This is a genomic window from Chryseobacterium sp. FG46 (assembly GCF_057809135.1).
In genome coordinates, this window is the sequence record NZ_JBMDJJ010000003.1 from 44,738 (window position 1) to 69,805 (window position 25,068).

The window sequence follows — 25,068 nt, forward strand, 5'->3', positions numbered from 1 at the left end:
AATACATTTATTATTTAGCTTCGAAGTATACTCTTCTGTTGGCTCTGTTTTTCCATTCAGGGCACTTCGTAGCCGGTTCACATTCAGGATATTTAAGGTCTTTTTCACCTTTTCCTACTGCCTGTAGTTTACCTGTTTGAACACCGTTTTTGATCAGATAGTTCTTAACGTTGTTTGCTCTTCTTTCAGATAGTTTCTGGTTGTACGCATCAGTACCTCTTGTATCTGTAGCTCCGATTACATTGTAAGAACCATTTGAAGAATTAATATAGTTTACTGCATTATTTAAAATTGGAGTATTTGAAGGTAAAATTCTGTCAGAATTCAGATCAAACTCAATTCCTTCCAATTTAGTTTCTGTTTCTACTACAGGTCCTGTTGTTGCTACAGGGCATCCGTTGTTTTCAACAGGTCCAGGAACAGTTACACACTTATCGTAAAGGTCAATTACACCGTCTAAGTCAGTATCAAGCGCAACTCCGGCACCGTCCACTCTTGCCCCTGCAGGAGTATCAAGCTGTCTGTCCCAATCGTCGCATACCCCGTCGTTATCAGCATCACCTTTTTTACATACTTCAATATCCTGGTTTTTGTTAGCCAGCACATCAAGTTTATAATAGATTTCCTGAAGCGGATCATGCCACATTAAGTGAGATTCGTGTTTTCCAAGTTTAACAGAAAGACCTAAAGTAGCATTGAAGAAATTGTCTGAAACCTGCTCAGAACGCTTGTTGATAGCGCTGTATTTATCACCTCCACCATCAAATTCATCATCACCGGTTACCACATACATTAATCTACCTTCAATATCGATTCTTCTGTTTACCTTGAACTTCAGACCTGTACCAGCCTGCATAAACATAGAACCTAATTCGAAAGGTTTGATTTCTGTCATCAATCTCTGTCTGTTGCTTCCGTCTTTCTGGTATGCTCTGTACGCAATAGTACCGATACCTGCATATCCGTGAAGTGCCCATCTGTAAGGAGAATGGTTGTCAACTCTTCTCAACAGGTTGGAAAAGTTAATATCTCCTAAGATAGAGATTGCGTCATACTGAGTTCTTGCTCCTACTGCTGCTGCATCAGGTGCAGAATTTTTAGTATTGAACCATCCTTGTCTGGTTTCACCTCTGTCATATTGTAAATTGATCCCAAAAGCATGGGTAATTGCTTTATCAATACTTACATACGCTGAGTATCCAAAAAGGTTTTTACCGTTACCATTTTTGATCGAGGTTAAATCTGCTGACTGAAGAAGTGGAACACCTACCCCAGCAGAAATAGACCAATCATTAAATCTTTTAGATTGATTGGTGAATGGGGAAACATTAGCAGATCCCGAAGAAAATGTATTAGGATATTCTCCTTTTGAAACTGCCGTTGAGTCTTGTGCATACGTGGCAGAAGGAATTGCCAAAGCTAATGCAACAATTGCTAAACTTAATTTCATAGTGTTATTTTTTTAAGTTAAGTTATTTAAATGATTTTTTTTACGTTAAAAAGTGATTTTGGGTTGGTTTTCTTTTCAAAGACAAACTTGCTGATTTCTAATGTGTTTTATACAGTTGTCCTGAAAATAATGATAAAGGTATGTAAAAAAATTCGTAGTAGAAAAAAAATAAACCGAAAAGAGCAATTCTTTTCGGTTTATGAAGTATTTGGAAATTATTTCTTCTTTTTCTTAGCAGGAACTTTTTTTACTGCTTTTTTTACAGGAGCATCTTCATAGTCTTTCTTTTTAATAGAATCCCATTCTGAACTTTCTATAAATCTTACAGTAACTTTTCTATCCGCCATTCTTTCAGCATCTGAAGCTGATGCAGGAATAGTAGCTTCAGCAGAACCTACTCCTCTTGACTTCAGTACATTTTCATTGATGCCTCTGCTTTCCAGAGCACCTACTACAGCGGCTGCTCTTTCTTTAGACAGTCTAAGGTTGTATGCTGCATTTCCTTTGATATCTGTATGTCCTGTTAACAGGTAATTACCTCCGTTTTCTTTAATAATTGAAGCAGCCAGATCCAGTTTTTCGTTAGATTCAGGTCTGATGGTTGCTTTATTAAAATTGAAGTAAATATCTTTAAGGGTTTTTTCTACTTCTACAGCGGTTTCCTTATTATCTTTTTTAGCAATAGGGCATCCGTTGTTTTCAACAGGTCCGGGAACGGTTACACACTTATCGTAAAGGTCAATTACACCGTCTAAGTCTGTATCAAGTGCAACTCCGGCACCGTCCACTCTTGCACCTGCAGGAGTATCAAGCTGTCTGTCCCAGTCGTCGCATACCCCATCGTTATCAGCATCTCCTTTTTTACATACTTCAATATCCTGATTTTTATTAGCCAGTACATCAAGTTTATAATAGATTTCCTGAAGTGGGTCATGCCACATTACATGAGACTCGTGCTTCCCTAATTTGAAAGAAAGACCTAGAGTAGCATTGAAGAAGTTGTCTGAAACCTGTTCAGAACGCTTGTTGATAGCACTGTAAGCATCACCGCCTCCGTCGAATTCATCATCACCGGTTACCACGTACATTAATCTACCTTCAATATCAATTCTTCTGTTGACTTTAAATTTAAGACCTGTACCAGCCTGGAAGAACATAGAACCTAATTCGAAAGGTTTGATTTCAGTCATTAATGTCTGTCTGTTACTTCCGTCTTTCTGGTATGCTCTGTATGCAATGGTACCAATACCTGCATATCCGTGAAGCGCCCATCTGTAAGGAGAGTGGTTATCAACTCTTCTTAATAAGTTTGAAAAGTTAATGTCTCCTAAGATAGAGATTGCGTCATACTGAGTTCTTGCTCCTACTGCTGCTGCATCTGGTGCTGCATTTTTAGTATTGAACCATCCTTGTCTGGTTTCGCCTCTGTCATACTGTAAATTGATCCCAAAAGCATGGGTAATCGCTTTATCAATACTTACATACGCTGAATAACCAAAAAGGTTTTTACCATTACCATTTTTGATAGAGGTCAAATCTGCTGACTGAAGAAGTGGAACACCTGCTCCTACAGAAATAGACCAATCATTAAATCTCTTGGATTTGTTTGTAAATGGTGTAACATTGGCAGATCCTGAAGAAAATGTATTAGGGTATTTTCCGTTTGAATCTGCAGTTGAGTCTTGAGCATACGTGGCAGAAGGAATTGCCAAAGCTAATGCTACAATTGCTAAACTTAATTTCATCGTGTATTATTATTTGATTTCTTTTTTTGAAAAAGAAAATTTTAAGTTTGTTAAATTATTTTACTGGACAACCGTTATTTTCAGCAGGTCCGGGAACAGTTACGCATTTATCGTAAAGGTCAATAACACCATCAAGATCCATATCCAAAGCAACACCAGCACCATCTACTCTTGCTCCTGCAGGAGTATCAAGCTGTCTGTCCCAGTCATCGCATACTCCATCATTGTCTGCATCACCTTTTTCGCAAACCACAAGATCGGTACTTGCGTTTTCAAGAACACTTGTTCTGTAATAAGCTTCCTGAAGCGGGTCATGCCATGCCAGGTGAGACTGATGCTTTCCTAGTTTGAAAGATAATCCTAAACTTACTGTCCAGGCGTTATCAGATCTTCTCGAATTTAGCATGTTATATTTTGAACCTGGAGTGGAAGGATCATAATCGTTAGGATCTGCCCATCCGCCACCATCGAATTCATCATCACCACTGATGATGTACATGGTTCTTGCCTCAACGTCAATAAGTTTTGAAACATTGTATTTTATTCCCACACCTCCCTGATAGAAGATAGAGTTGATATCAATGTCCTGTTTGATGAACAAAGGCGTTCTTCTTGGAGTAGTGCTCCATCTGAATTCGTCATTATCATGCAGTGAAGTTCTGAATCCCTGAAGTCCAATACCCATATATCCATGGAAAGCCCATCTGTATGGAGAGTGGTTGTCTACTCTTCTGAATAAGTTCGAGAAGTTGATATCCCCTAATAAAGAGATGTTGTCAAACTGTGTTGTTGCAGTAGCTACTCCTGATTTTACACCTGCAGCACCGGGAAGCTGGGCTGTCTGTTTCGTTTCTCCTCTCATATACATAAGGCTTAGCCCAAATGCATGTGTGATTTGTTTGTCCACGCTTACGTAAGCATTGTAACCCCAATTGGTCTTATCCTTGCGGATAGATTTTAAATCGGAGTGTACCATAAATGCAGGACCTCCTCCGACAGAAATAGACCAGTCTCTGAAAAGTCTGGATTTATTGTCAAAAGGCTTTACATTAGCGGAACCTGAGGAGAATGTATTAGGATACTCTGTGGAAGAGTTTACTGTAGTGCCGCTGTTCTGTGCGAAAGCTGCAATCGGCAATGACGTAGCCAATAATAATAAACCTAATTTCATACAATATGTTTTATGTTTTAAATAAAATCTTTTAATAATATTCTGGAAAAATCCCTTTCAAAAAGATGTTTTTTATGAGGGATTTCTAATCTTTCTGATTTAAAATTTAACTCATTATATTTAATGATATCAATGTCTATAATCCTGTCTTTATAACCTCCGGATACTTTTGAATCATTAATTCTTCCCATCTCAACTTCTATATTCTTAATACAATCAAGCAGTTGAATTGGTGAAAGATGTGTAAATATTATTGCTGCAATATTACAAAAAATATTGGAACTGACAAATTCTACAGGGGCAGACATTAAATATTCGCTGGTTTGTGAAATGTTATTTCCGGCTTCATTGATCTTTTTTAATGCAAGCTCTATATTTTTTTTTTGCTCTCCTAAGTTACTTCCCAGTAACAAAACGACCTTATGCTGCGACATATTAGAAAATTGATTGATTTATGAGAAGTTTCTTCAAAAATGTTTTGGCAAATATAGTTGCAATTATCATACTTTGCGCTCTATTTTTCATTTTTTTCATCATGATGCTCGTGTTTAGCGCGATGGGGAATGATAAGTCGGTGGCGGTGAAAAAGAACTCAGTTCTTACGATTAATTTAAAGACCAGTATAATCGATAGTCCTACGGAAGAAGAGATGGGATTATTTGGTATGGGCGCCCAAAATAAAAGTATCCTTATATATGATGCTTTAGAGGCGATCAATAAAGCAAAAACTGATGATAATATTAAAGGAATCAGTATAGAAGCTGATGATTTATCTGCAGGACTTACTCAGATTGATGATCTTAGAAATGCTATTGAAGATTTCAAGAAAAGCGGAAAGTTTGTATATGCATATGGGAACGGAGTATCACAGTCTGCTTATTATTTGGGGTCTGTTGCGGATAAATATTATCTGCATCCGGCAGGAATGGTAGACTTAAAAGGTCTTTCTACAGAGGTCGCTTTCTTCAAGGATTTTGCAGATAAATACGGGGTTGGAATTGAAGTAATCCGTCACGGTAAATTCAAGTCTGCGGTAGAACCTTTTTTAAGAAATGATATTTCCCCTGAAAATAAAGAACAGTTAAGTACGCTCTTGAATGATCTGTGGAAAAACACTTCCAGTAAAATGGCTGCTTCAAGAAAAATTGATACTGCTCAGTTCAGAATGATTACAGACAGCTTATATGGAATGATTCCCGAGCAAAGCTTAAAATATAAACTTGCGGATAAACTGCTCCAGAAATCAGAATACGAAGATCTTCTTAAGGCGAAGCTCAATGTGAAAGATAAAGAAAAGCTGAACAAGATTTCTTTAACAAGTTATATCAATTCTTATGAGAATGAGGATAAATCCGGTGAAAAGATTGCAGTATTGTATGCTTCAGGATCTATTAATAGTGGAGATGAATACAATGATATTCATTCTGAGAAATATGTGAAGTATATCAAAAAGCTTCAGGAGGATGATAAAGTGAAAGCTGTTGTTTTCAGAATCAACTCTCCGGGAGGAAGTGCTAATGCTTCAGATGAAATCTTATTTGAATTACAGCAGCTGAAAAAGAAAAAACCACTGATCGTTTCTTTTGGAGACTATGCAGCATCAGGAGGATATTATGTAGCCATGGCAGCGGATAAAATTTATTCAGAGCCTAATACACTTACCGGTTCTATCGGAGTGTTTGGAGTGATGCCTTACTATAAAGATATTGCCGCTAAAAACGGAATCCGTGCAGATATTGTTTCTACTAATGCCAACTCGATGTATTATTCCGGATTAAACGGTGTAACCCCTTATGGAGTAAATATGATGACAAGAAGTGTAGAAGGTACCTATAAAAGATTTGTACATTTTGTAACTCAGAACAGAAAGAAAACTTTTGAGCAGATTGATAATGTAGGAGGCGGTAGAGTATGGAGCGGAGTTCGTGCAAAAGAAATAGGATTGGTAGATGAATTGGGTACTCTAACAGATGCTGTGAAGTTTGCCGCACAGAAAGCAGGATTAAAATCTTATCACGTAGAGGCTTTCCCTAAGAGAATGACTCCTTTTGAACAAATCTTCAAAGACCTGAATGAAGAGGACGTTTCTGCCAGAATTATCAAGAACAAGATTGGTAAATCCAACTATGAGATTTTACAGCAAATCACAGACAAAAAACTACAGTCTGAGGTAAAAATGGAAATGCCTTATCAGATTAGAATCAACAACTAACTAAATTTTATATTGTATACAAAAATCCCGGACCTGAAATTTCAGATCCGGGATTTTATTTTTTATCAGCGTTATTATCAGCTTTTCTTTGTTGCCATTCCATAAATCCAGAGAATGATTAAAGCGCCTCCGATTGAGAGAATCCAGCTTCTCGGATTCCAGAATGAAGTGACATCTCCCCAGTGTAAAACGTAAACTCCTATAGCTCCTCCTACAAATGCTCCCAGAATTCCAAGGATGATAGTGATAAGCCATCCTCCTCCCTGACTTCCAGGCATGATCATTTTAGCGATAGCACCTGCAATAAGACCGAATAAGATCCATGTAATAATTCCCATAGTTGCAAATTTTTTTATTGTTAATATTTAAAAATGATTGTTTGCTAATATAAGGGAAAACATGATATAAATCATCTTTTCTTGAAGAATGAGTCTACAAATTCCGTACCATTAAAAAGTTGTAAATCCTGCATTTTTTCGCCTACACCAATATACTTCACCGGAATCTGGAACTGATCGGAGATTCCGATAACAACACCTCCTTTGGCGGTTCCGTCCAGTTTGGTTACTGCTAAAGCATTTACTTCCGTTGCCGCTGTAAACTGCTTGGCCTGTTCAAAAGCATTCTGCCCTGTAGAACCGTCAAGTACCAATAGGATCTCATGAGGTGCATCCGGAATAACTTTCTGCATTACTCTTTTGATCTTGGATAATTCGTTCATCAGGTTGATCTTGTTGTGAAGTCTTCCTGCAGTATCGATGATGACAACATCTGCATTTTGAGCTACAGCACTTTGTACCGTATCAAAAGCTACAGAGGCTGGATCTGATCCCATTTCCTGTTTTATGATAGGAACACCCACTCTTTCGCTCCAGATAACAAGCTGGTCAACGGCAGCGGCTCTAAAGGTATCCGCAGCTCCAAGAACTACTTTTTTACCTTCCGATTTGAACTGGTGAGCCAGTTTTCCGATGGTTGTTGTTTTTCCCACTCCGTTTACTCCTACCACCATGATGACATAAGGCTTCTTGGAAGTATCAATATTTCCTGTACCGGCATGTGGATTCTCAAGCAATAATCCTGAGATTTCATCACGAAGAATTTTATCCAGTTCATTTACCCCAACATATTTATCTCTGGCAACACGTTCTTCTATTCTTTCAATGATTTTGATAGTGGTAGAGGCACCTACATCGGAAGCAATCAGGACTTCTTCAAGATCATCCAGAACTTCATCATCTACTTTGCTTTTACCGACTACGGCTTTCGTCATTTTTTCAAAGAATCCCTGGCTGGATTTTTCCAATCCTTTATCTAAGGTTTCTTTTTCTTCCTTTTTGAAAATATTTTTAAACCAACTCATAGTTTTAGTTTATTCTTATTTATTTTTAATCACTGCTGTAGCTTCTACTTCTATAAGCACATCATCTCTGAAAAGCTTGCTCACTTCCACAAGGCTGCTTACGGGAGGATTCTGAAGATTAATATACAAATCCCTTACTTTTCTGAAATCAGGTGTTTTTTTGATGTCTTTGGTATAGATTACCAGTTTGATAATATCTTTGCCTGTACCTTCATATTCTTTCAGGATGTTTTCAATATTTTTGAAAACCTGCTGGGTCTGCTCTTCAAAAGTATTTCCCATAAGATTACCCTCAGAATCCAGAGGAACCTGTCCGGATAATAAAATCATTTTTGAATTTCCACAGTCAATGCTTACCGACTGGGATAATCCTTTTATATTGAAAACTTTCGGCGAACTTTTATATTCTACGGGGTTCATTGTTTTCTGACTGAATGAAAATAGAAAAGTTGCCGTGCAGGCCAGAACAAGTATCTTTTTCATACTTTACTGATTAATAATCTGGTGAGCAAAGATAACAAAAAAACTACCCAAAACAGGAGTTGTTTTTTTATATGTAAACAAAGTCTTTATTATTTTTATTTCCTGATGTTCATTATCAACGGTTTTATTACCGTCTTCTAAAGAAAACTGATTATCATTATAATTCAAACTCATCTGCCATACGTGCAATATTAAATCCTTTTTCCAGTACCTCTTTACTTTGTCTGCTCTCCGGATTTAAAATTTTATTGGTATGATTAAAGTGGATAAAGAAAATTCTTTTTTTATATTCCGGTGACAGGCTTTTAAACAGTTCCATACTCTCCACTACAAATGGGTGCGGGATATCTTCAATATTTCTGTAGCCTATTTCTTCCGAATCATAAAATGTACCGTCCAGAAATGCATAATCTACTGTTTTTATCAGATCTGCAATATTGTATTTCCACTTATTCCATTTATCTATATCCGGAATGAATAATGCCTTTTTATGAGGGCCTTTAATGATGAAACCAACGGTTTCCGAATATTCATCACGATGGGGAACCTGTATAGGAGTAACCTCTAGATGGGAGTTCACCATTATTGGTGTTTCATTCTGCATTTCATAAGGAACAATATTATTCAAACGGATCAGCTGAGACCATGGGCCATTGTTTTCAAAGAACTTTTTAAGCCGCGGCATGGTATATACAGGAATAGCACTGGAGTTTATTCCTTCTTTCCCTAAGAACATAAGACCTGTATAATGTCCGATATGGGCGTGGGTAATAAAAATCCCGTCCGGTACTTTCTTTTTCTGATCTGATGAATGCTCCATCAGTAATTCTACCTGTCTGGTAAAATCCGGGCTGGCATCGAAGATGTAGTTTTTCTGCAGTGTTTCATCAATGACTCCCAGAGAAGTTACTTTCCTGTTTTCCTGTGGATATTTCCAGAGGTCCATACAACATTCTTTACGGCATCCGATCTGAGGAGAGCCGGCATCCTGTACATTTCCTAAAATAATAATTTTTACATTCTCCTGAGAACTGATTTTCTTGTGAGTAATTTGAGAATGGTAAGGAGACCCCGTAAACAGTATCGTGGAAAATAAAATAAAGAATTGTCTCATAACGTGTTTTTTATGAAACGAATATAACAAAAAAACTACTCAAAAAAATGAGTAGTTTTTTATATTGTAAACAAAGTACTGATTATTTTTTTAAATAACCATCTACTTCATCAGCATTCATTACTTTTTCTTCGAAAACGTAAGCTCCTGATTTAGAAGACTTAACCATTTTCACCACTTTAGTCATCTTCTTAGACTGACCGCTTTGTAGGGTTGCTACTACTTTCTTTGCCATGGTAAGTTATTATTTATAAATTACTTAATTTCTTTGTGAAGGGTAGATCTCTTAAGAACAGGATTGTATTTTTTCAATTCCAATCTTTCTGTAGTGTTCTTTTTATTTTTTGTAGAAATGTATCTAGACATTCCTGGCATACCACTTTCTTTGTGCTCTGTACATTCAAGAATTACTTGAACTCTATTTCCTTTTTTTGCCATGATTTATTAATTCTTTTTAATCAATCCGTTTCTAGTAGCTCTTTCAATAGCTTCCTCGATTCCAATCTTGTTAATCACTCTCAATCCATGAGCTGATACTTTCAGTGTAACGTGCTTATCTTGCTCCGGAAGGTAAAACTTCTTCTCTAATAAGTTAATTTCAAAACGACGCTTCGTTTTGTTATTAGCGTGAGAAACGTTGTTACCAACCATTGCACGCTTTCCTGTTATTTGGCAAATTCTTGACATATCTCGATGTTCTTATTTGTATAATATTTGAGAGTGCAAAATAACGAAGAATTTTTTAGATAGACAAATCTTTTGGAAAATATTTGCAAATAAGTGGCTGATTAATAATATTGAATTTTTAAAATAGTAGAATCCTTGGGATACAGCAGATAATCAGTGCTGATATATTTCATACAGCCTTTTTTTAACATCAATAATTTAATATTCTATCTTTGTTTTTAATTAATCTAAATAAAAATAGATATGAAAAAGATTTATATTTTATGGTCTATGTTGCCAGTCGGCATCATGGCTCAGAACTTTACCGAGGTGCAGACAAGCATGAATAACTTTTATTATTCTGCAGCTGATATTGCGGATATAGACAACAACGGTACACTGGATATCGTGCTCAACGGAGCGATAGATTCTGATGGGGACGGAAATGTGGACAGCACCTATAATGAAGTATATCAGAATAATGGGACAACCTTATTGCCGTTTGTAGGATTGGGAGCAGATGTAACGCATCTTGGAGATATTAAATTCATTGATTTTAATAATGACGGGCTGATGGATATTATTTCTGCAGGACTCAGTTATATGGATGTTGTTAATTATAAACAATACCGGTTCAAGAATACCGGGACAGGATTTGTAAAAGAAGCAGAATTACCAGGTAAAATTTACGGATCTCTTGAAGTTTTTGATTTTAACCATGACGGGAAACTTGATTATGCTATTAATGGAACTCAATACGCTCACGGAGGAGGTTTTGGAAATAGCCTGGATTATTATAAAAACACGGGGGCAGGTTTTGATCTTACGGAAAATTGGGTAGACGGAACCCAGAGTGGAAGTTTTAAAGTAGTAGACCTTAACAATGACAATCTTCTTGATCTTGTGATTATCGGATCAGATATCAATGGTGATGCGGTATCCAAAGTATATATGAACCAGGCTGGAGTTCTTGTTCCTACACAGGATCTTGCGCCTGTAGCAGTGGGGAAGATAGATTTTGCAGACTTTAATGCTGATGGTTTTCAGGATATAGTGGTGATTGGAAGAGATGGTAATGATGATGCCTATTCTGCTGTTTTAATGAATGATGGTACCGGAGCATTAACTCCTCAGATAATCCCCGTAGGCGATATTTCAGATGTTGCACTAAGTGTCGGAGATTTAAATAATGACGGCTATTACGATTTTATTATTTCAGGAAATGAGAATTACACCGCTGTTGTGAAAACCTATATCTATGATGTTTCCAATCATACATTTAATGAAGGAACTATAACGGGGATTACTAAACTGGGAGGTCCGGGGCTGGTTCAGCTTTTTGATTGTAATAATGATCATCATCCGGATATCTTATTGGGAGGATTCGACTGGGCTGCTTCCGATCTGCCGTCCCTGACTAAAGTTTTTAAAAATAATTCTACAGCAACAAACGCAAAACCTGCAGCACCAACGCATCTGAATCTGACTAAAAACGGAAACCGTTTCAATTTTACATGGAGTGGTGCTTCTGATGATAAAACTCCGGTGAATGCATTGCGTTATGAAATTACCGTAGGATCTACACAGGGAGTTCATGATATTGCAAAATACATAGTGACAACACCATCATGGTTCCTTGAGCTTGATCCGTCCCTTCAAAATGTATACTGGAGTGTGAAATCAATTGATGCTGCAAAAGTATATTCTGAAGCTTCTCCACCAAGTGTGTTGGGAACGGCTGAAGTCAAATCTGAAAGGCAGCTTGTTATTTATCCAAATCCTGTATCAGAAAAAGTGTATATAAAAGGAGAAAAAGTTTCAGAAGCCGAAATGTATTCAATGGATGGAAGAAAGCTTAATATCAGTGTCAATGGAGATCAGTCTATTGATGTTTCTCATCTGCCTAAAGGGGTATATTTATTACAACTGAAGATAAAAAACGAAATAACCACCAGAAAACTTACGATTAAATAATTGAATCAATTCAATCTTCTATCAATGAGAAAAGCCAGACGTCCAGCTGGCTTTTCTCTTTTTTATGGAACAAAAATCTGCGTGATCTGCAGAGTTTGCAAGTGTGCTATTTTCTCGCTGATTGTGCAGATTACACTGATTGTGTTATTTGTATAAAGATTCCTGTAATTTGTGCTTAAAAACTAAGCTTTCTTTTTTTTCTTTTTGAACCATTCAATCAGATAGTAGAACAATAAAAATCCCAGTGCAAATATGGAAAACCTTGAAAGAAGGTCACCTGCTCTGGTGTAAAACGTCATAGTGTCATACAGATTTACTTTCGCAAATAAAGCGGTTTGGTCACCATAGAAAGTGTCAGCGGTTATCTCACCTTTAGCATTGATATGTGCAGAAATTCCACTGTTGGCCGCACGGGCAATTTCTCTTCTGGTTTCAATAGCTCTCAGTTTAGCATAAGATAAAAGCTGTTTGTGCCCTTCTGTAACGCCCCACCAGGAGTCATTGGTCATGATACCTAAGAAATTAGCTCCTTTTTTTACATAGTCTGTTACAAATTCACCATAAATACTTTCATAACAAATGATAGGGGCTAGCTTTCCTCTGTTATAAGGGTTTGAGAAAGCAACTCTTTCTTTATCTGTTCCTAAAGAAGCTACAGTTCCTCCCAAGTTAAGCATGGCATCTCCCAGCAATGGTTTTAAAACATTCATATAAGGAAATATTTCAACACCAGGGACTAATTTTCCTTTGTGATAAGCCTGAACTTTTTGATTAGGAACCAATTGAATGGCAGTATTATAACTGCTTACCCAAACTCCGCTGTTGATCTGATATGCTTCTTTAGGCAAGTCAGCAGGATTATAAAAAAAACGGTGTGAAGAAATTCCTGTGGCAAAAACAGATCCTGGGTGACTGGATAAAAATCCTTTAATATTGTTGAGAAGTAAACTCTTTTCAAAAGCGGTTTCTGAAATAGATCCTCTTCCCGGAAGAGCTGTTTCCGGTGCTATATAATAATCAATTTTACCTGTTGAGTTTTTTTCGGCAAGTGCTAATAAATCCTGTTCTATGGTAAGACTGTCTTTCGAATATTTTTCAGCATAAGGGTCAAGATCAGGCTGCAGCATCAAAACATTTACCTGTCCTATGGGTTTTTCATCAAAATTGTTGTATTTGATGACTGAAATAATCATTGGCAGAACAATTAAAGCCGCAACAATAGCTGAGTTTTTGATAAGATCTTTTCGCTTTCTTCCTGCTTCCCATGTTCTTACGGTGTAAAAAATAAGAACATTAATGACAAGAATCCAGAAACTTCCTCCGGTTGCTCCTAAAGTATCATACCATTGGATCAGTTTGGGGTAATCTGAAAATACATTCCCAAGGTTCAGCCAGGGCCACGTCAATTCCCATCCCAAATGAAATTTTTCAAAACTCATCCAGATGGCGATCAAGAATCCTAATCCCCAATAGGTTCCCTGTGCGTTTTTGTACCAGTGATAACATTGGAATACCAGTGAATATAAAAGAGAATTGACCAGTACCGGGAATATAACAGCCATCAGAGAGTGGCTTCCGTCAGGGTTTTTTGAGCCATACAGCCATCCTGTAGTAACTACGTTCCAGATCACAAAACATAGATAAGACAATCCGAAGACCGCCCAGCTTTTCCTTTTATAATCTGAAAATTTTGAAATTCCATGCTCCATCATGAGAAGAGGAACAAGAGCGAAAAATATAAAAAACGGAACCCCATAAGTTGGCCATGAAACCGACAGCAGCATTGCTGAAATAAGTGTAAGTAGAACGTATTTCATTAAATTATTTTAATACACAAATTTAATGTTTTTGAAATGAATATATTAGCAGTTCGATGTTAAAGAAAATTTATAAAATCATTATTGTTCCGTATACTCTGTTTTTGCTCTATCTGATGTTTTTAGGAATGGGCAGATTTCAGTATGAGGAAAATCTCATTACGGTAGAACCTTTTTTTTCTACGATTAAATTTATCCAGGGCCCCAGTAAGACGATAGATATTGTGACAATTGTTTTGGGAAATATAATGATGTTTATTCCTTTTGGATTTTTGGGCTGGATTATTCCCGAACTGAAACAACTGAAACCTCTGATGTTTGGCTTTATCTCATGTATTGTTATTGTGGAAGCACTTCAGTATTTTACAAGAATGGGAATATTTGAGGTAGACGATATCATCCTGAATACTTTTGGAGTGTATCTTGGGTGGCAGTTTTGCAGAATGATTGAAAAAAGATTTAATTATTAAGTTCCCTGGCGCGTTTTTCGGCGTTCAGAATTCCTTGTTTCAGAATTTCTTTGAAACTGTTTTCTTCAAACGTTTTTAAAGCAGCTTCAGTAGTTCCGCCTTTGGATGCAACATCTTTAATCAGCTCTTCAAGATTCTTTTCTGAATTATTGATCAGATGATAAGCTCCCAGCATAGTCTGTTTTACAAAAAGTTTGGAAAGATTTTCTTCAATTCCCATTTCAATACCTGCTTTAATCATTGCATCGATAATATAATAGAAATAAGCAGGTCCGCTTCCTGAAAGAGCTGTTACACCATCCAGCAGTTCTTCGTTTTCCAGATAAACAGATCTTCCGGTGCTGTTCAATAATCTTTCAATATTGATTAACTGGCTGAAAGAAATGCCATTGGCTGCAGTATAGCCTGTGATTCCCATTCCCAGAAGGGTAGGAGAGTTGGGCATTGCTCTTACAACAAGCGGATGATTCAGTAATCTTTGGATTTTTTCAATATTGATTCCTGCCATGATGGATAAAACCATCTGGTTTTCTTTGAAAGTAAATTGAATATTTTGAGCCACCGTTTGAAAATCCTGAGGCTTTACAGAGATGATAATCAGGTCAGCATCGATGTCTTTTACTTCTTCAAAGGTGGAAATTTTAGATTTGGGAAACTCTTCAGCTATTTTGGAGAATTTTTCCTGACTTCTGATAATAAGGTGAAGATGTTCAGGTTTGATCAGTTCGTATTTTAAAAATGATTTTGAGAAAGAAAGGCCCATATTTCCGGCTCCAAGAATAGCTATTTTCATCGCAAATTGTAATTTTTAAGCTAAAATAATGATTTTCCGGAGACTAGATATGAATTGATTCTGAATTAATTTTGTTGGGTAATCGAAAAGGCGCAATGATTTTGAATAATATTCCGTTTTTAAGCGCGAGAAAATCGGAGATTTTCAGCAAGGGTGAGAATGAAATAAGATAAGGTTAATCCTTTTATAGCACAAAGATCGAACAGCATTGAATTTTATCGAAGATAAAATCCCTGCGCCTTAAAATAATAACAAAGAAAATAAAAGATCCTTGCGGCTTTGCGTTTATCCAACACTTACGGATAATATTTTATAAAAAAGACTGAATTCATATGAATCAGCCTTTGTCTATTTTTAGTTTAAATAATATTCACTTCCCGTTCAAGCTCTATCCCGAATTTTTCCTTTACAGAATTGATAATTTCAGTAGAGAAATCAAAAATTTCTTTTCCGGTAGCAGTTCCTGTAGCATTGATGATCACCAGAGATTGTAATTTGTGTGAAGCCACATTCCCTATTTGTTTTCCTTTCCATCCACATTGTTCAATCAGCCATCCGGCAGGAACTTTTACCCTATTTCCGTTCGGATACCCCTGAATGTTTTCAAACTGCTGTTTTAACGCTTCAAACTGAGCTAAAGGAATGGTTGGGTTCTTGAAAAAACTTCCCGCATTTCCGATTTCTTTAGGATCAGGTAATTTGCTTTGTCGTATATTGATCACTGCCCTGGAAACATCCTGAATGGTAGGATTTTCAATGCCAAGATTTTCAAGTTCAGATTGGATAGCTCCATATTCTGTCTTGATATGGTGATCTTTTTGAGTCAGTTTAAAAGTAACTTCCAGAATAACATATCTGCCTTTTCCTTCCTGTTTGAAAATAGAATCCCTGTACCCGAATCTGCATTGTTCAAGATTAAATGTTCTCAGTTCAAAACTTTCTAAATCCAAAACCTCACAGCTTACAAAAATGTCTTTAATTTCGGTTCCGTAAGCCCCGATATTCTGCATGGGAGAAGTTCCTACATTTCCAGGAATTAAAGAAAGATTTTCAAGACCACCATAATTTTTTTGCAGGCAGTACATCACAAATTCATGCCAGTTTTCACCTGCTTTTGCGGTTACCCACACTTCGTTTTCATGGATGCTCTCTTCAGAAATTCCTTTTAAATTAAGTCTGATGGCAAGGCCGTCAAAATCTTTGGTAAGAAGAATGTTGCTTCCTCCTCCTAAAAAAAGAAGCTGAAGAGATTGGGTTTCCGCGAAAGTGAGCGCTTCTTTTAACTCATCAATGGTATTGACTTCAGTAAAATATCGGGCTTTGGCTTCAACACCGAATGTGTTATAAGGCTTTAGTGAAAAATTTTCTTGCATGTTTTATTGGTATTCTTTGGGAAGAATCTTGTCTAGTTGTTTTTTAAGTTGCTGTAACTGCTCGTAATGTAAAGTGTCTGCATAAGCATTCACATAGATATGAGATTTTTTGGGAGTCCGGATCTGGAAGGTTTCATCTGTTCCGCCTACAGACTGCTGGCTGGGAGAGCTTTTGATATGGTCAAGATCTGTAATATGGACGGATGATACCAGCTTTTTCCAAATTTGCGGATGGATGGCAGATGCCCATGATTTATGGGTTTTACGGGCTGTCACTCCTTTTTCTGCAAAAACAGAATCTTTTGTGGCTTTGATAATCCTGTAATTTCCAAGATTTCCTCCAATATCGGATACGCTGATGAATGTAATCTCGTGTGGATTTTTATGAGGAGCTGACTCTTCTGTCTTTTTGGAATCACAAGAAAAAAATGCCGACAGCAAAAGAATCGAAAACAGGATTTTCAGATAGAGTTTTTTTGTTGTCGGCATAAGATTTATTTTACAGACTGAATTCTTCTCTGTACTTCTTTAAAGCTTCTTTAAGAATTTCAGCACTTCTTTTTAAGTCCTCTTCTTTCAGAACGTAGGCAATTCTTACCTGTTTTTTACCTAATTCAGGATTGCTGTAGAATCCTCCTGCAGGCGCAACCATGATGGTTTCGTTGTCAAGAGAGTATTTTTCAAGCAGCCACTGAGCAAATTTTTCAGTATCGTCTACCGGAAGTTCTGCAACACAGTAGAAAGCACCTCTTGGCTTAGGGCAGATTACCCCAGGAATAGCATTTAAAAGATCTACCAATACATTTCTTCTGTGGGTATATTCTTCTCTTACGGCTCTGATGTAGGGACCGTCATTCTGGTGTGCTGCTGTTGCTGCAATCTGTCCTAAAAGAACCGGGCTTAATCTTGCCTGTGCAAAAAGCATGGCAGCATTGCGGATCTTGTTGGAACGTGTTAACATACATCCGATTCTTACACCACACATAGAGTAACGCTTGGATTCAGAATCAATGATGATACAGTTTTCAGCTAATTCAGGGAAATCAAGCATTGAAATCTGCTGCTTTCCATCGTATACGTATTCTCTGTATACTTCATCAGAGATGATTACGATATCATATTTTAAAGCAATTTCTGCCAGTTTCTGAAGTTCCTCACGGGTATAAAGGTATCCGGTAGGGTTTCCAGGGTTACAGATAATGATTGCTCTTGTTTTTTCTGTAATTTTTTTCTCGAATTCCTCAACAGGTGGCAAAGCAAAGCCCGTATCAATTGTAGAAGGAACTGCTACTACATTCACATCAAATGTGCTGGTGAAACCATTGTAGTTGGCATAATAAGGTTCAGGAATGATCACTTCATCCCCTTCGTCACATAAAGTAGAAATCGCAAAGTTAAGCGCTTCAGAACCTCCGTTGGTAACAATAAAGTTGTCAGGAGTAAGATCTGAGAAGCCTAAAGAATGGTAGTATTCTGTAAGGGCTTTTCTGTATTCAATATTCCCTTCAGAAAGCGCATATTCCAATACTTTTAAATCGATGTTTTTTAAAGCATTTAAAGCTGTTTCCGGAGTTTCAATATCAGGCTGTCCGATATTAAGGTGATATACTTTTATTCCTTTCTGTTTTGCTTGTAGTGCAAAAGGAACCAGTTTTCTTACCGGCGATGGCGGCATATGCAGTGCTCTGTTTGAAATATTCGGCATTGTTCAAAAAATTTGTATGACAAAAATAAGATTTAATTTCTCAATAATAAAATTATGAGTTAATTAAGAAGGAGTTTTCTCAAGTTTTTATATATCCTTTAAATTCTACTTAATTTGATAAAAGTTGATGTTGATGTTTTGTTAATTTTAAGTAAATATTGATTTTTTATTAAAAATAATAATTTTGTGTTGTTATTTTTACTAAATTTCGCTACAAATGTGATTAAAATGGTAATAAATTTATTTTCTAGAGTGGTGTCTGCCATCGCTCTCTTCTCGGCCAGTGTAATGATGGCTCAAAATTTTCATCCAATGCCGGTTTCTTCGGGCTATACGGCAGACGTAATTGCAAACGGAATAGGTTCCTCATCAGTTTCAACAACCAATGATGTAGATGGAGTTTCTTATGCTTTTGTTGCAAGAGATTTTCAGTTAACTTCTACAAGCCCGGCTCTTACTTATGGTCTGCCAATAAATGGTATTATTAATTCTGCTGTTGCAGGAACTCCCGGACTTAGCTATGTTTTAGGAAGCTTAAGTGGGAATAACTCATTAAGACTGGCTGCTACCAATGATAGCGGAACTCTTACTTTTACCACTCCTAAACCGGCTTTTACTTTGTATATGCTTTCTACCAGCGGTAGTGGAACATCTGCTGTAAATGTTACAGTTAATTTTACGGATGGAAGCAGCCAGGTATTTTCCAATATAGGTCTTGCTGACTGGTATGGGGGATCCAATTTTGCCATCCAGGGAATAGGAAGGATTAAAAGAACTACGGATGCCTTAGAATCCAGTACTACAGATCCAAGACTTTATCAAAATGCATTAGTAATAGACGCTGCTAATCAGGCAAAACCCATACAAAGTGTGATGGTAACCAAAGCAAGCGGCTCGGGTTATCCTAATATTTTTGCTTTTTCAGCAGATGTGTATTCAGACTGTGCACCTCCAGCATTGCAGGCGGTTTCCGGAATCACAGCTAATTCTGCTTTAGTTTCATGGACTGGGAGCGCTGCCAGTTATGATGTGTATCACAGTACCTCAAACACAACTCCTGCAAATTCAGTAACTCCTACTTATCCTGGAGTAACAGGAACAAGTACAACAATAGGAGGTCTCAATTCAAATACAACCTATTATTATTGGGTAAAATCCAACTGTAATACTGCAACGAGCCAAAGCGTATGGTCTTTTGCAGGAACATTTAAAACGGCCTGTTCTACTTTCACTGTTCCTTACACAGAAAACTTTGATACGACAAGTACAGGTTCACAAAGTAATAACAATGCGCCAAGCTGCTGGGCATATCTGGAAAGTGCATCATTTGCAGGCTATGGATATGTAACAACAACAAATAATTATTCAGCTCCTAACGCTTATTATATGACCAATTCAACTGCTACTACGGGTAGTCAGATGCTGGTTGCACCTCCTACTATCAACCTTTCAGATGGTACGAAGCGTGTAAGGTTCTATGCAAGAGGAGGAGGAAGTAATTATACATTGTTAGTGGGAACATTATCAAATCCTACAGATCCCAATTCCTTTACACAAATTGGAACTCCTATTGCTTTAACAACTACCCACACTCAATATACAGTTAATATTCCGGCGGGTACTGATTTACAGCTAGCATTTAAACATGGTTTAGGAGGTTCTTCACGTTCTATTTATATTGATAATATTACCGTTCAGAATATCCCTTCCTGCCTTGAACCCACTGCACTTACGTCATCAAACGTAACAATGAACTCAGCAACAATCGGTTGGACCGCACCAGCTTCGGTTCCTGCAAATGGATACGAAGTATATTACAGTACAACCAATACTGCGCCTGATGCTACAACGGTTTTGAATGCTACCAATTCTGTAACTTCTACCACTATTTCTGCACCATTGAGTTTACTATCTGCGGATACGAACTATTATGCATGGGTAAGATCTGTATGCAGTGGTAGTGACAAAAGTATCTGGAGTGAGATGCTTACATTCAGAACAGGGTATTGCTTACCTTCATCTACTTCTCAGAATTCATGGCTTTCTGACTTCAGTTCTACTGGAGGACTTGTAGATATGGCTTATTCGTCCGGTTCAAGTGTTGCAGGTGGGTATCAAAACTTAACGGCAAGCAGCAACAAAATAATAAATGCTCCGGGATCCAGTACTTCAGTATCTTTTACTGCCGGTGGTCCTACATGTGGAATTGGTGTTTGGGTAGACTGGAATAATAACTTAACTTTTGAAGCTTCAGAAAGAATGTTTGCTACCAACACTTATATTACAAGTACTTCGGGATCTATCACTGTACCTGCAGGTACACCTCTTGGAACTTATAGAATGAGAGTGGTGACTGATTATAACAGTACAGCTCCTTCAAACCCCTGCACTGCTATTTCAAGAGGAGAATTCATTGATTTTACATTTGAAGTGGCTACCTCTTTATCCACTTCAGAAACGAATTTGAAGAAAAAAGAAGTGAATGTATATCCTAATCCTTTCAAAGATGTTCTGCATATTGCGGATATCAGGAATGTTAAATCTGTAACAGTTACGGATGTAGCGGGAAGAGTAGTGAAAGCTATAGACAATCCAACTGTTGAACTTCAGTTAGGTGAATTAAATGCCGGGTTATACTTGGTAACGATGAACTTTAAGGATGGTTCAAAATCAACAGTAAAAGCCATTAAAAAATAAAATTTTTTGAGTTAATAATTTCTGTAGGCAGTTGCATTCGTGTGGCTGCCTTTTTTGTGATCAGGTGTAACTTCCCGAGATTTGATATTCTAATTTTTATGAGGCAGATAATTTCTAAGTTTCAAGATCTATTATTCAGGATAAGTAAATAATATTCATTATAAGTTTTTTAAGTACTAATAATTTTAGTCTTTTTGTAGATTTTTTTTACAATTTAAGTCAATATGTTATTTATTGTTATGTAAAATAGCTTTTTTATCATTGGTTTTTTATTTTTGGATTAGATTAAACACAAAAAATATCTTATTATGAAAAAAAAATTATTCTTAGAAAAGCTTTCATGCGTTGCTTTATTCTCTACCGTTGTAATGCAGGCTCAAAATTTTCAAACAATGCCTGTTCTGTCCGGATATACGGATGATGTTATAGCTAATGGTATCGGATCTTCTTATGATTCCGTTTCCAATGATATTGATGGAGTAGGGTATGCTTTTGTAGCGACAGATTTTAAAGCAGTAAGTTCTGATCCGCCTCTGGCTTTTGGTATACCTGCTAATAGTATTATTAATTCTGTAGTAGCCTCAACTCCCGGATTGAGTTATCAGTTGGGAGATCTGAATTCCAATAATTCGCTGAGGTTGGAAACTGCCGGTCAAAATGGGACCCTTGTATTTATAACACCACTAGCAGCTTTAAAACTGTATATGCTTGCAACAAGCGGAAGTGGAGCGGCTACCGTAATGGCTACAGTGACATTTACAGATAATACTTCTCAGGTATTTTCCAATATCAGTATTCCTGATTGGTATGGCGGATCCAATTATGCGGTTCAGGGTCTGGGAAGAGTTGTTGTAGGTATTGATGATATAGAATCTGATAGCTCTAATCCCAGAATATATCAGTTTGCATTGAATATGGATACAGCCAACCAGTCTAAATCTGTAAAAAGTGTTACCCTTACAAAAAGCGGAGGTGATGGTATTGTCAATCTTTTTGCTTTTTCTGCAGACAAAAATACCCAACTCAGTACTGCTGAAGTAAATGGTTTTAAAAAAGGAGATATTTATCCAAATCCTTTTAAAGATGTTTTTCATATTAATGATATAAAAAATGTTAAGACTATAACAGTTACAGATGCAGCGGGAAGAGTAGTGAAAGCTATAGATAAACCATCAACAGCACTTCAGTTAGGTGAATTAAAGGCCGGTTTATACTTGGTGACAATGAACTTTAAAGATGGTTCAAAATCAACAGTAAAAGCCATTAAAAAATAAAGTTTTTTGAGTTAATAATTTTTGTAGGTAGCTGCACTCGTGCGGCTGCCTTTTTTTATGAGCAGTTTAATAATAACTGGACAAAATATTATCAGAAATTGTCCATAAAATTATTATACATTTGCACCGAAAACTATAACATCCATGAATAAATTTAAACTACTTTTTTTAATACCATTATTTTATTCCGAATTTTTCCAGGCTCAGCGAATCGATAAAGAAGTAATCAGTTTTCAGCTTTTAAAAGAACCGGTGTTTCCTACGGAACTTTCTAACAGAAATTACATGATTACGGTAAAGTCTCCCTATAATATTACAAAAGACGATGTTATAAGAATTTCGAAAGAAGACCATCAGAAAAAGGTAGATAATTATCAGACTAATGTTGAGAATGCCAAATATGAGCATCAGGAAAGATTAAAAGACTATGATGCTGAGGTGAAAAAACTTCAGGAAAAATACAAACTGGAATCTGCAGAATACAGCAAATTATCAGCGGTTGAAAAAATTGCAGCTGCCAACGGAGCTCCCGTACTGAGGCTTCCTTCAAGACCTGTCCTTAATATTCCTTCAATGCCGGTTTATCAACAGCCCGATCTGAGAGATGCTTTAATTGTGGATAACAAAATTCTGGCTTCTCAAATAGATGTGACCGGCTTTTCAAAAGGTGGGAATTATCTTGATATTGTCATTGAAATGGAAAGAACAAATTTTCAGGACAATCAGGGAAAGACTTTTGCCAATCAGCCAACAAAAATCATAGCGAAGCAAGGTGGTACTGTAAAGCTGGATAAAACCTATTTCTCAGATTTTACAGAAATAGCAAGTGTTCCGACTAATGAAATTAATCTGAATGCTCAGGAAAAAAGATTCCTGCAAAGAACGATTGACCGTACAAGAAATATTATCAATGAAAACTTCGGGTATCAGACGATCAACTCTACAGTGACATTAGCAACAGTAAAAAACAAAGGTGAATATGATGATCTGGAAAAAGCATATATCTACGTTACGACCAATCTGAAAAAGCTTCAGGCAAAATCAGATTACGCACCAAACAAAGTAGCCATGGAGAATATGCAGAAAGGAATTGATCTTTGGAAAACAGCTTTAACAAAAGTAAATTACAACGATAAGAAAGCTGTTTACAATCAGAAGATCGGAGAATATCTTTATTTTAACCTGATCAGATTGAATATTGCTTTAGGAAACTATCAGGAAGCAGAGAAATATTTAAATGAGTTACAGGAGCATTTAGTGGATATCAAACTATCCTACGATGCCAATCTTGAACTGAAAAGACTGGAAGAAAAAATTTATAATAACTAAAGAAAACGATATGATTAAACAGATTATTGCTTCGGCATTAATTACCGCTTCTGTGTACTCTTACGCACAGACGAAAGTAACAGAAGGAACAAAATTCACTGTGGATGCCAATCTTGAAACGGATGATAAACTGGTACTGGCAGATGATTACAATTCTTATATGTTCAGTGTTATTAATATTGACGGACTGATGAGAAATGTTTTCCCTCACAAAAAATTGCTGATGAGAAAACTGGATCAGAACGGAAGTCTTGTGGATACTTATGTGAAAGATTATGCCAACAAAACGAATGGTGTACTTCACAATTATCTGGGATCACAACAGATCGATGATGATAAATTGATAGCATTTACGGAAGAGTATTTCGGAAAAGAAAACAGAAAAGAAGTTTTTCAACATGTTTTCAGCAGAAAGGAAGGTACTTTCACCACAAAAAGCATTGCAAAATACAGTATTGAATCTACCAACAGATCAGGAACAACGTATGTTCTTTTCTCAGAAAACGGTAAATATGCTGCGATCTTCAATGACAGATTTGCCAACAAAAAAACAGAGAATGTAAATGATGTTCTGGTATTGGATCTGAGAACACTTACTCCGGTTTGGAACAAAGAAATTACATTAAGCAATGATTATGTTGAAAAGTCTTTGACATTAACCAACTCAGCAAAAATCGTTGTATTGCGTAAGGCTGCAGGCTGGAAGGAATCTTATAAGCTGGAATTGGTTTCCAATACTGAAGATAAAGATCTTCCGTTCGATGATAAATACATTCCTGAAAAATTATATGCATTCAGTAAAAATGACAATGATTATCTGGTAACTTTTGGAAGAAAAAATGCCGCAGTTACCATTGGAGCGAGTACTTTCGGAACGGTAATGTTTTATGATATGAAATCCGGAAAAGCGGTCATCAGCAATACCAATCTGGCAGGAAGTAAAGATATGAGTGATGTAAAGGTTATCAAAACGATTGTGAAAGGGGATGAGACTTTAATGGCTGTTCAGCAGGAAACAGTGACGAGACCAATGCCTACAGCAATGAACCGTTTTCCTGATCCTGTATATTCTCTGGATGCGGGAATGCTGATCAAGTTTAATAAAGAAGGTGAGGTAAAACAATTTGTAGCAGCAGGAACTTCTACCGGAAAAAGAATTCATGTGGTTGAAGCCGGAGAAAAACTTTATATTTCCGCTTTCTATCCTAAAGGAGCATTTGGTAACACAGGGTTTTCAATGAAGGTTTTTGACTTCGCTAATCTGAAACCTCAGGAAGTAAGCCTTGATTATAAAGGCAGAAACTTCTTCCAGAACTACGGTTTTGCAGATGGAAATATGATTCAGTATGTTCCGGATGTTAATAAAATGATGTTCCTGCAAAAGAGCAGCAAAGAGGTTCAGATGTTCAGTGTGTACAATTTTATAAAATAA

General features: G+C 36.8%; 23 protein-coding genes. 7 read left to right on the forward strand and 16 right to left on the reverse strand.

Annotation, left to right across the window (positions count from 1 at the left end; genetic code table 11):
* Window positions 1-10 precede the first annotated feature (10 nt).
* The 4 genes from ACODR7_RS03060 to folK all read right to left on the reverse strand — a co-directional run bounded on the left by ACODR7_RS03060 (window position 11) and on the right by folK (window position 4,800).
* Window positions 11-1,450, reverse strand: coding sequence for an OmpA family protein (locus ACODR7_RS03060; protein WP_488837174.1), 1,440 nt, complete (start codon window positions 1,448-1,450; stop codon window positions 11-13).
* A 215-nt stretch (window positions 1,451-1,665) separates the two neighbouring features.
* A complete protein-coding gene (locus ACODR7_RS03065) occupies window positions 1,666-3,195 on the reverse strand; it encodes an OmpA family protein (protein WP_488837175.1) in 1,530 nt (509 codons plus the stop codon).
* Window positions 3,196-3,250: 55 nt separating this feature from the next.
* The gene (locus ACODR7_RS03070; RefSeq protein WP_488837176.1) at window positions 3,251-4,366 is read right to left on the reverse strand and encodes an OmpA family protein; all 1,116 of its coding nucleotides are present in this window, start codon (window positions 4,364-4,366) and stop codon (window positions 3,251-3,253) included.
* A 17-nt stretch (window positions 4,367-4,383) separates the two neighbouring features.
* A complete protein-coding gene (gene folK / locus ACODR7_RS03075; RefSeq protein ID WP_488837178.1) occupies window positions 4,384-4,800 on the reverse strand; it encodes a 2-amino-4-hydroxy-6-hydroxymethyldihydropteridine diphosphokinase in 417 nt (138 codons plus the stop codon).
* Between the two features lie 20 nt (window positions 4,801-4,820).
* Between folK and sppA the strand changes: the two genes are divergently transcribed.
* On the forward strand, window positions 4,821-6,578 hold the full coding sequence (gene sppA, locus ACODR7_RS03080; RefSeq protein WP_488837180.1) for a signal peptide peptidase SppA: 1,758 nt from the start codon (window positions 4,821-4,823) through the stop codon (window positions 6,576-6,578).
* Between the two features lie 77 nt (window positions 6,579-6,655).
* Here the strand turns inward: sppA and ACODR7_RS03085 are convergent, their stop codons facing one another.
* From ACODR7_RS03085 to rpmB, 7 genes are all read right to left on the reverse strand, one after another.
* A complete protein-coding gene (locus ACODR7_RS03085; RefSeq protein ID WP_115958366.1) occupies window positions 6,656-6,916 on the reverse strand; it encodes a GlsB/YeaQ/YmgE family stress response membrane protein in 261 nt (86 codons plus the stop codon).
* A gap of 71 nt (window positions 6,917-6,987) precedes the next feature.
* Window positions 6,988-7,941, reverse strand: a complete 954-nt coding sequence (gene ftsY / locus ACODR7_RS03090) for a signal recognition particle-docking protein FtsY (protein WP_306595093.1) — start codon at window positions 7,939-7,941, stop codon at window positions 6,988-6,990.
* Between the two features lie 15 nt (window positions 7,942-7,956).
* Window positions 7,957-8,424: a RidA family protein gene (locus tag ACODR7_RS03095; RefSeq protein WP_488837182.1), complete on the reverse strand. Its 468-nt coding sequence runs from the start codon at window positions 8,422-8,424 to the stop codon at window positions 7,957-7,959.
* A 157-nt stretch (window positions 8,425-8,581) separates the two neighbouring features.
* Window positions 8,582-9,538 carry an MBL fold metallo-hydrolase gene (locus ACODR7_RS03100; protein WP_488837184.1) on the reverse strand — a complete coding sequence of 319 codons (957 nt, stop codon included), beginning with the start codon at window positions 9,536-9,538 and terminating at the stop codon, window positions 8,582-8,584.
* 82 nt (window positions 9,539-9,620) lie between these two features.
* The gene (locus ACODR7_RS03105) at window positions 9,621-9,773 is read right to left on the reverse strand and encodes a DUF4295 domain-containing protein (RefSeq protein WP_002976755.1); all 153 of its coding nucleotides are present in this window, start codon (window positions 9,771-9,773) and stop codon (window positions 9,621-9,623) included.
* Between the two features lie 20 nt (window positions 9,774-9,793).
* Window positions 9,794-9,976 carry a 50S ribosomal protein L33 gene (gene rpmG / locus ACODR7_RS03110; protein WP_027373683.1) on the reverse strand — a complete coding sequence of 61 codons (183 nt, stop codon included), beginning with the start codon at window positions 9,974-9,976 and terminating at the stop codon, window positions 9,794-9,796.
* Between the two features lie 6 nt (window positions 9,977-9,982).
* Entirely contained in the window at window positions 9,983-10,225 is a 243-nt protein-coding gene (gene rpmB / locus ACODR7_RS03115) for a 50S ribosomal protein L28 (RefSeq protein ID WP_002976757.1), read from the reverse strand.
* 243 nt (window positions 10,226-10,468) lie between these two features.
* Between rpmB and ACODR7_RS03120 the strand changes: the two genes are divergently transcribed.
* Window positions 10,469-12,178: a T9SS type A sorting domain-containing protein gene (locus tag ACODR7_RS03120; protein ID WP_488837188.1), complete on the forward strand. Its 1,710-nt coding sequence runs from the start codon at window positions 10,469-10,471 to the stop codon at window positions 12,176-12,178.
* Window positions 12,179-12,360: 182 nt separating this feature from the next.
* Here the strand turns inward: ACODR7_RS03120 and lnt are convergent, their stop codons facing one another.
* On the reverse strand, window positions 12,361-13,995 hold the full coding sequence (gene lnt, locus ACODR7_RS03125) for an apolipoprotein N-acyltransferase (RefSeq protein WP_488837190.1): 1,635 nt from the start codon (window positions 13,993-13,995) through the stop codon (window positions 12,361-12,363).
* A 56-nt stretch (window positions 13,996-14,051) separates the two neighbouring features.
* Here lnt and ACODR7_RS03130 point away from each other — a divergent pair, with 56 nt between their 5' ends.
* Entirely contained in the window at window positions 14,052-14,465 is a 414-nt protein-coding gene (locus tag ACODR7_RS03130) for a VanZ family protein (RefSeq protein ID WP_488837192.1), read from the forward strand.
* On the opposite strand, the gene proC is transcribed toward ACODR7_RS03130, so the two are convergent.
* The 4 genes from proC to ACODR7_RS03150 form a co-directional block, all read right to left on the reverse strand.
* Window positions 14,455-15,258 carry a pyrroline-5-carboxylate reductase gene (gene proC / locus ACODR7_RS03135; protein WP_488837194.1) on the reverse strand — a complete coding sequence of 268 codons (804 nt, stop codon included), beginning with the start codon at window positions 15,256-15,258 and terminating at the stop codon, window positions 14,455-14,457. The genes ACODR7_RS03130 and proC overlap by 11 nt on opposite strands.
* Before the next feature lie 359 nt (window positions 15,259-15,617).
* A complete protein-coding gene (gene murB / locus ACODR7_RS03140; protein ID WP_488837196.1) occupies window positions 15,618-16,631 on the reverse strand; it encodes a UDP-N-acetylmuramate dehydrogenase in 1,014 nt (337 codons plus the stop codon).
* A 3-nt stretch (window positions 16,632-16,634) separates the two neighbouring features.
* Entirely contained in the window at window positions 16,635-17,120 is a 486-nt protein-coding gene (locus ACODR7_RS03145) for a hypothetical protein (RefSeq protein ID WP_488837198.1), read from the reverse strand.
* Between the two features lie 10 nt (window positions 17,121-17,130).
* Window positions 17,131-18,336 (reverse strand): pyridoxal phosphate-dependent aminotransferase, encoded by a 1,206-nt coding sequence (locus tag ACODR7_RS03150; RefSeq protein WP_488837200.1) that lies wholly within the window; start codon window positions 18,334-18,336, stop codon window positions 17,131-17,133.
* A gap of 228 nt (window positions 18,337-18,564) precedes the next feature.
* On the opposite strand from ACODR7_RS03150, the gene ACODR7_RS03155 reads away from it, so the two are divergent.
* The 4 genes from ACODR7_RS03155 (at window position 18,565) to ACODR7_RS03170 (ending at window position 25,068) form a co-directional block, all read left to right on the forward strand.
* Window positions 18,565-21,033, forward strand: a complete 2,469-nt coding sequence (locus ACODR7_RS03155; RefSeq protein WP_488837202.1) for a GEVED domain-containing protein — start codon at window positions 18,565-18,567, stop codon at window positions 21,031-21,033.
* A 308-nt stretch (window positions 21,034-21,341) separates the two neighbouring features.
* The gene (locus tag ACODR7_RS03160; protein WP_488837204.1) at window positions 21,342-22,307 is read left to right on the forward strand and encodes a T9SS type A sorting domain-containing protein; all 966 of its coding nucleotides are present in this window, start codon (window positions 21,342-21,344) and stop codon (window positions 22,305-22,307) included.
* 144 nt (window positions 22,308-22,451) lie between these two features.
* A complete protein-coding gene (locus ACODR7_RS03165; protein ID WP_488837206.1) occupies window positions 22,452-23,636 on the forward strand; it encodes a hypothetical protein in 1,185 nt (394 codons plus the stop codon).
* Window positions 23,637-23,646: 10 nt separating this feature from the next.
* A complete protein-coding gene (locus ACODR7_RS03170; protein WP_488837208.1) occupies window positions 23,647-25,068 on the forward strand; it encodes a hypothetical protein in 1,422 nt (473 codons plus the stop codon).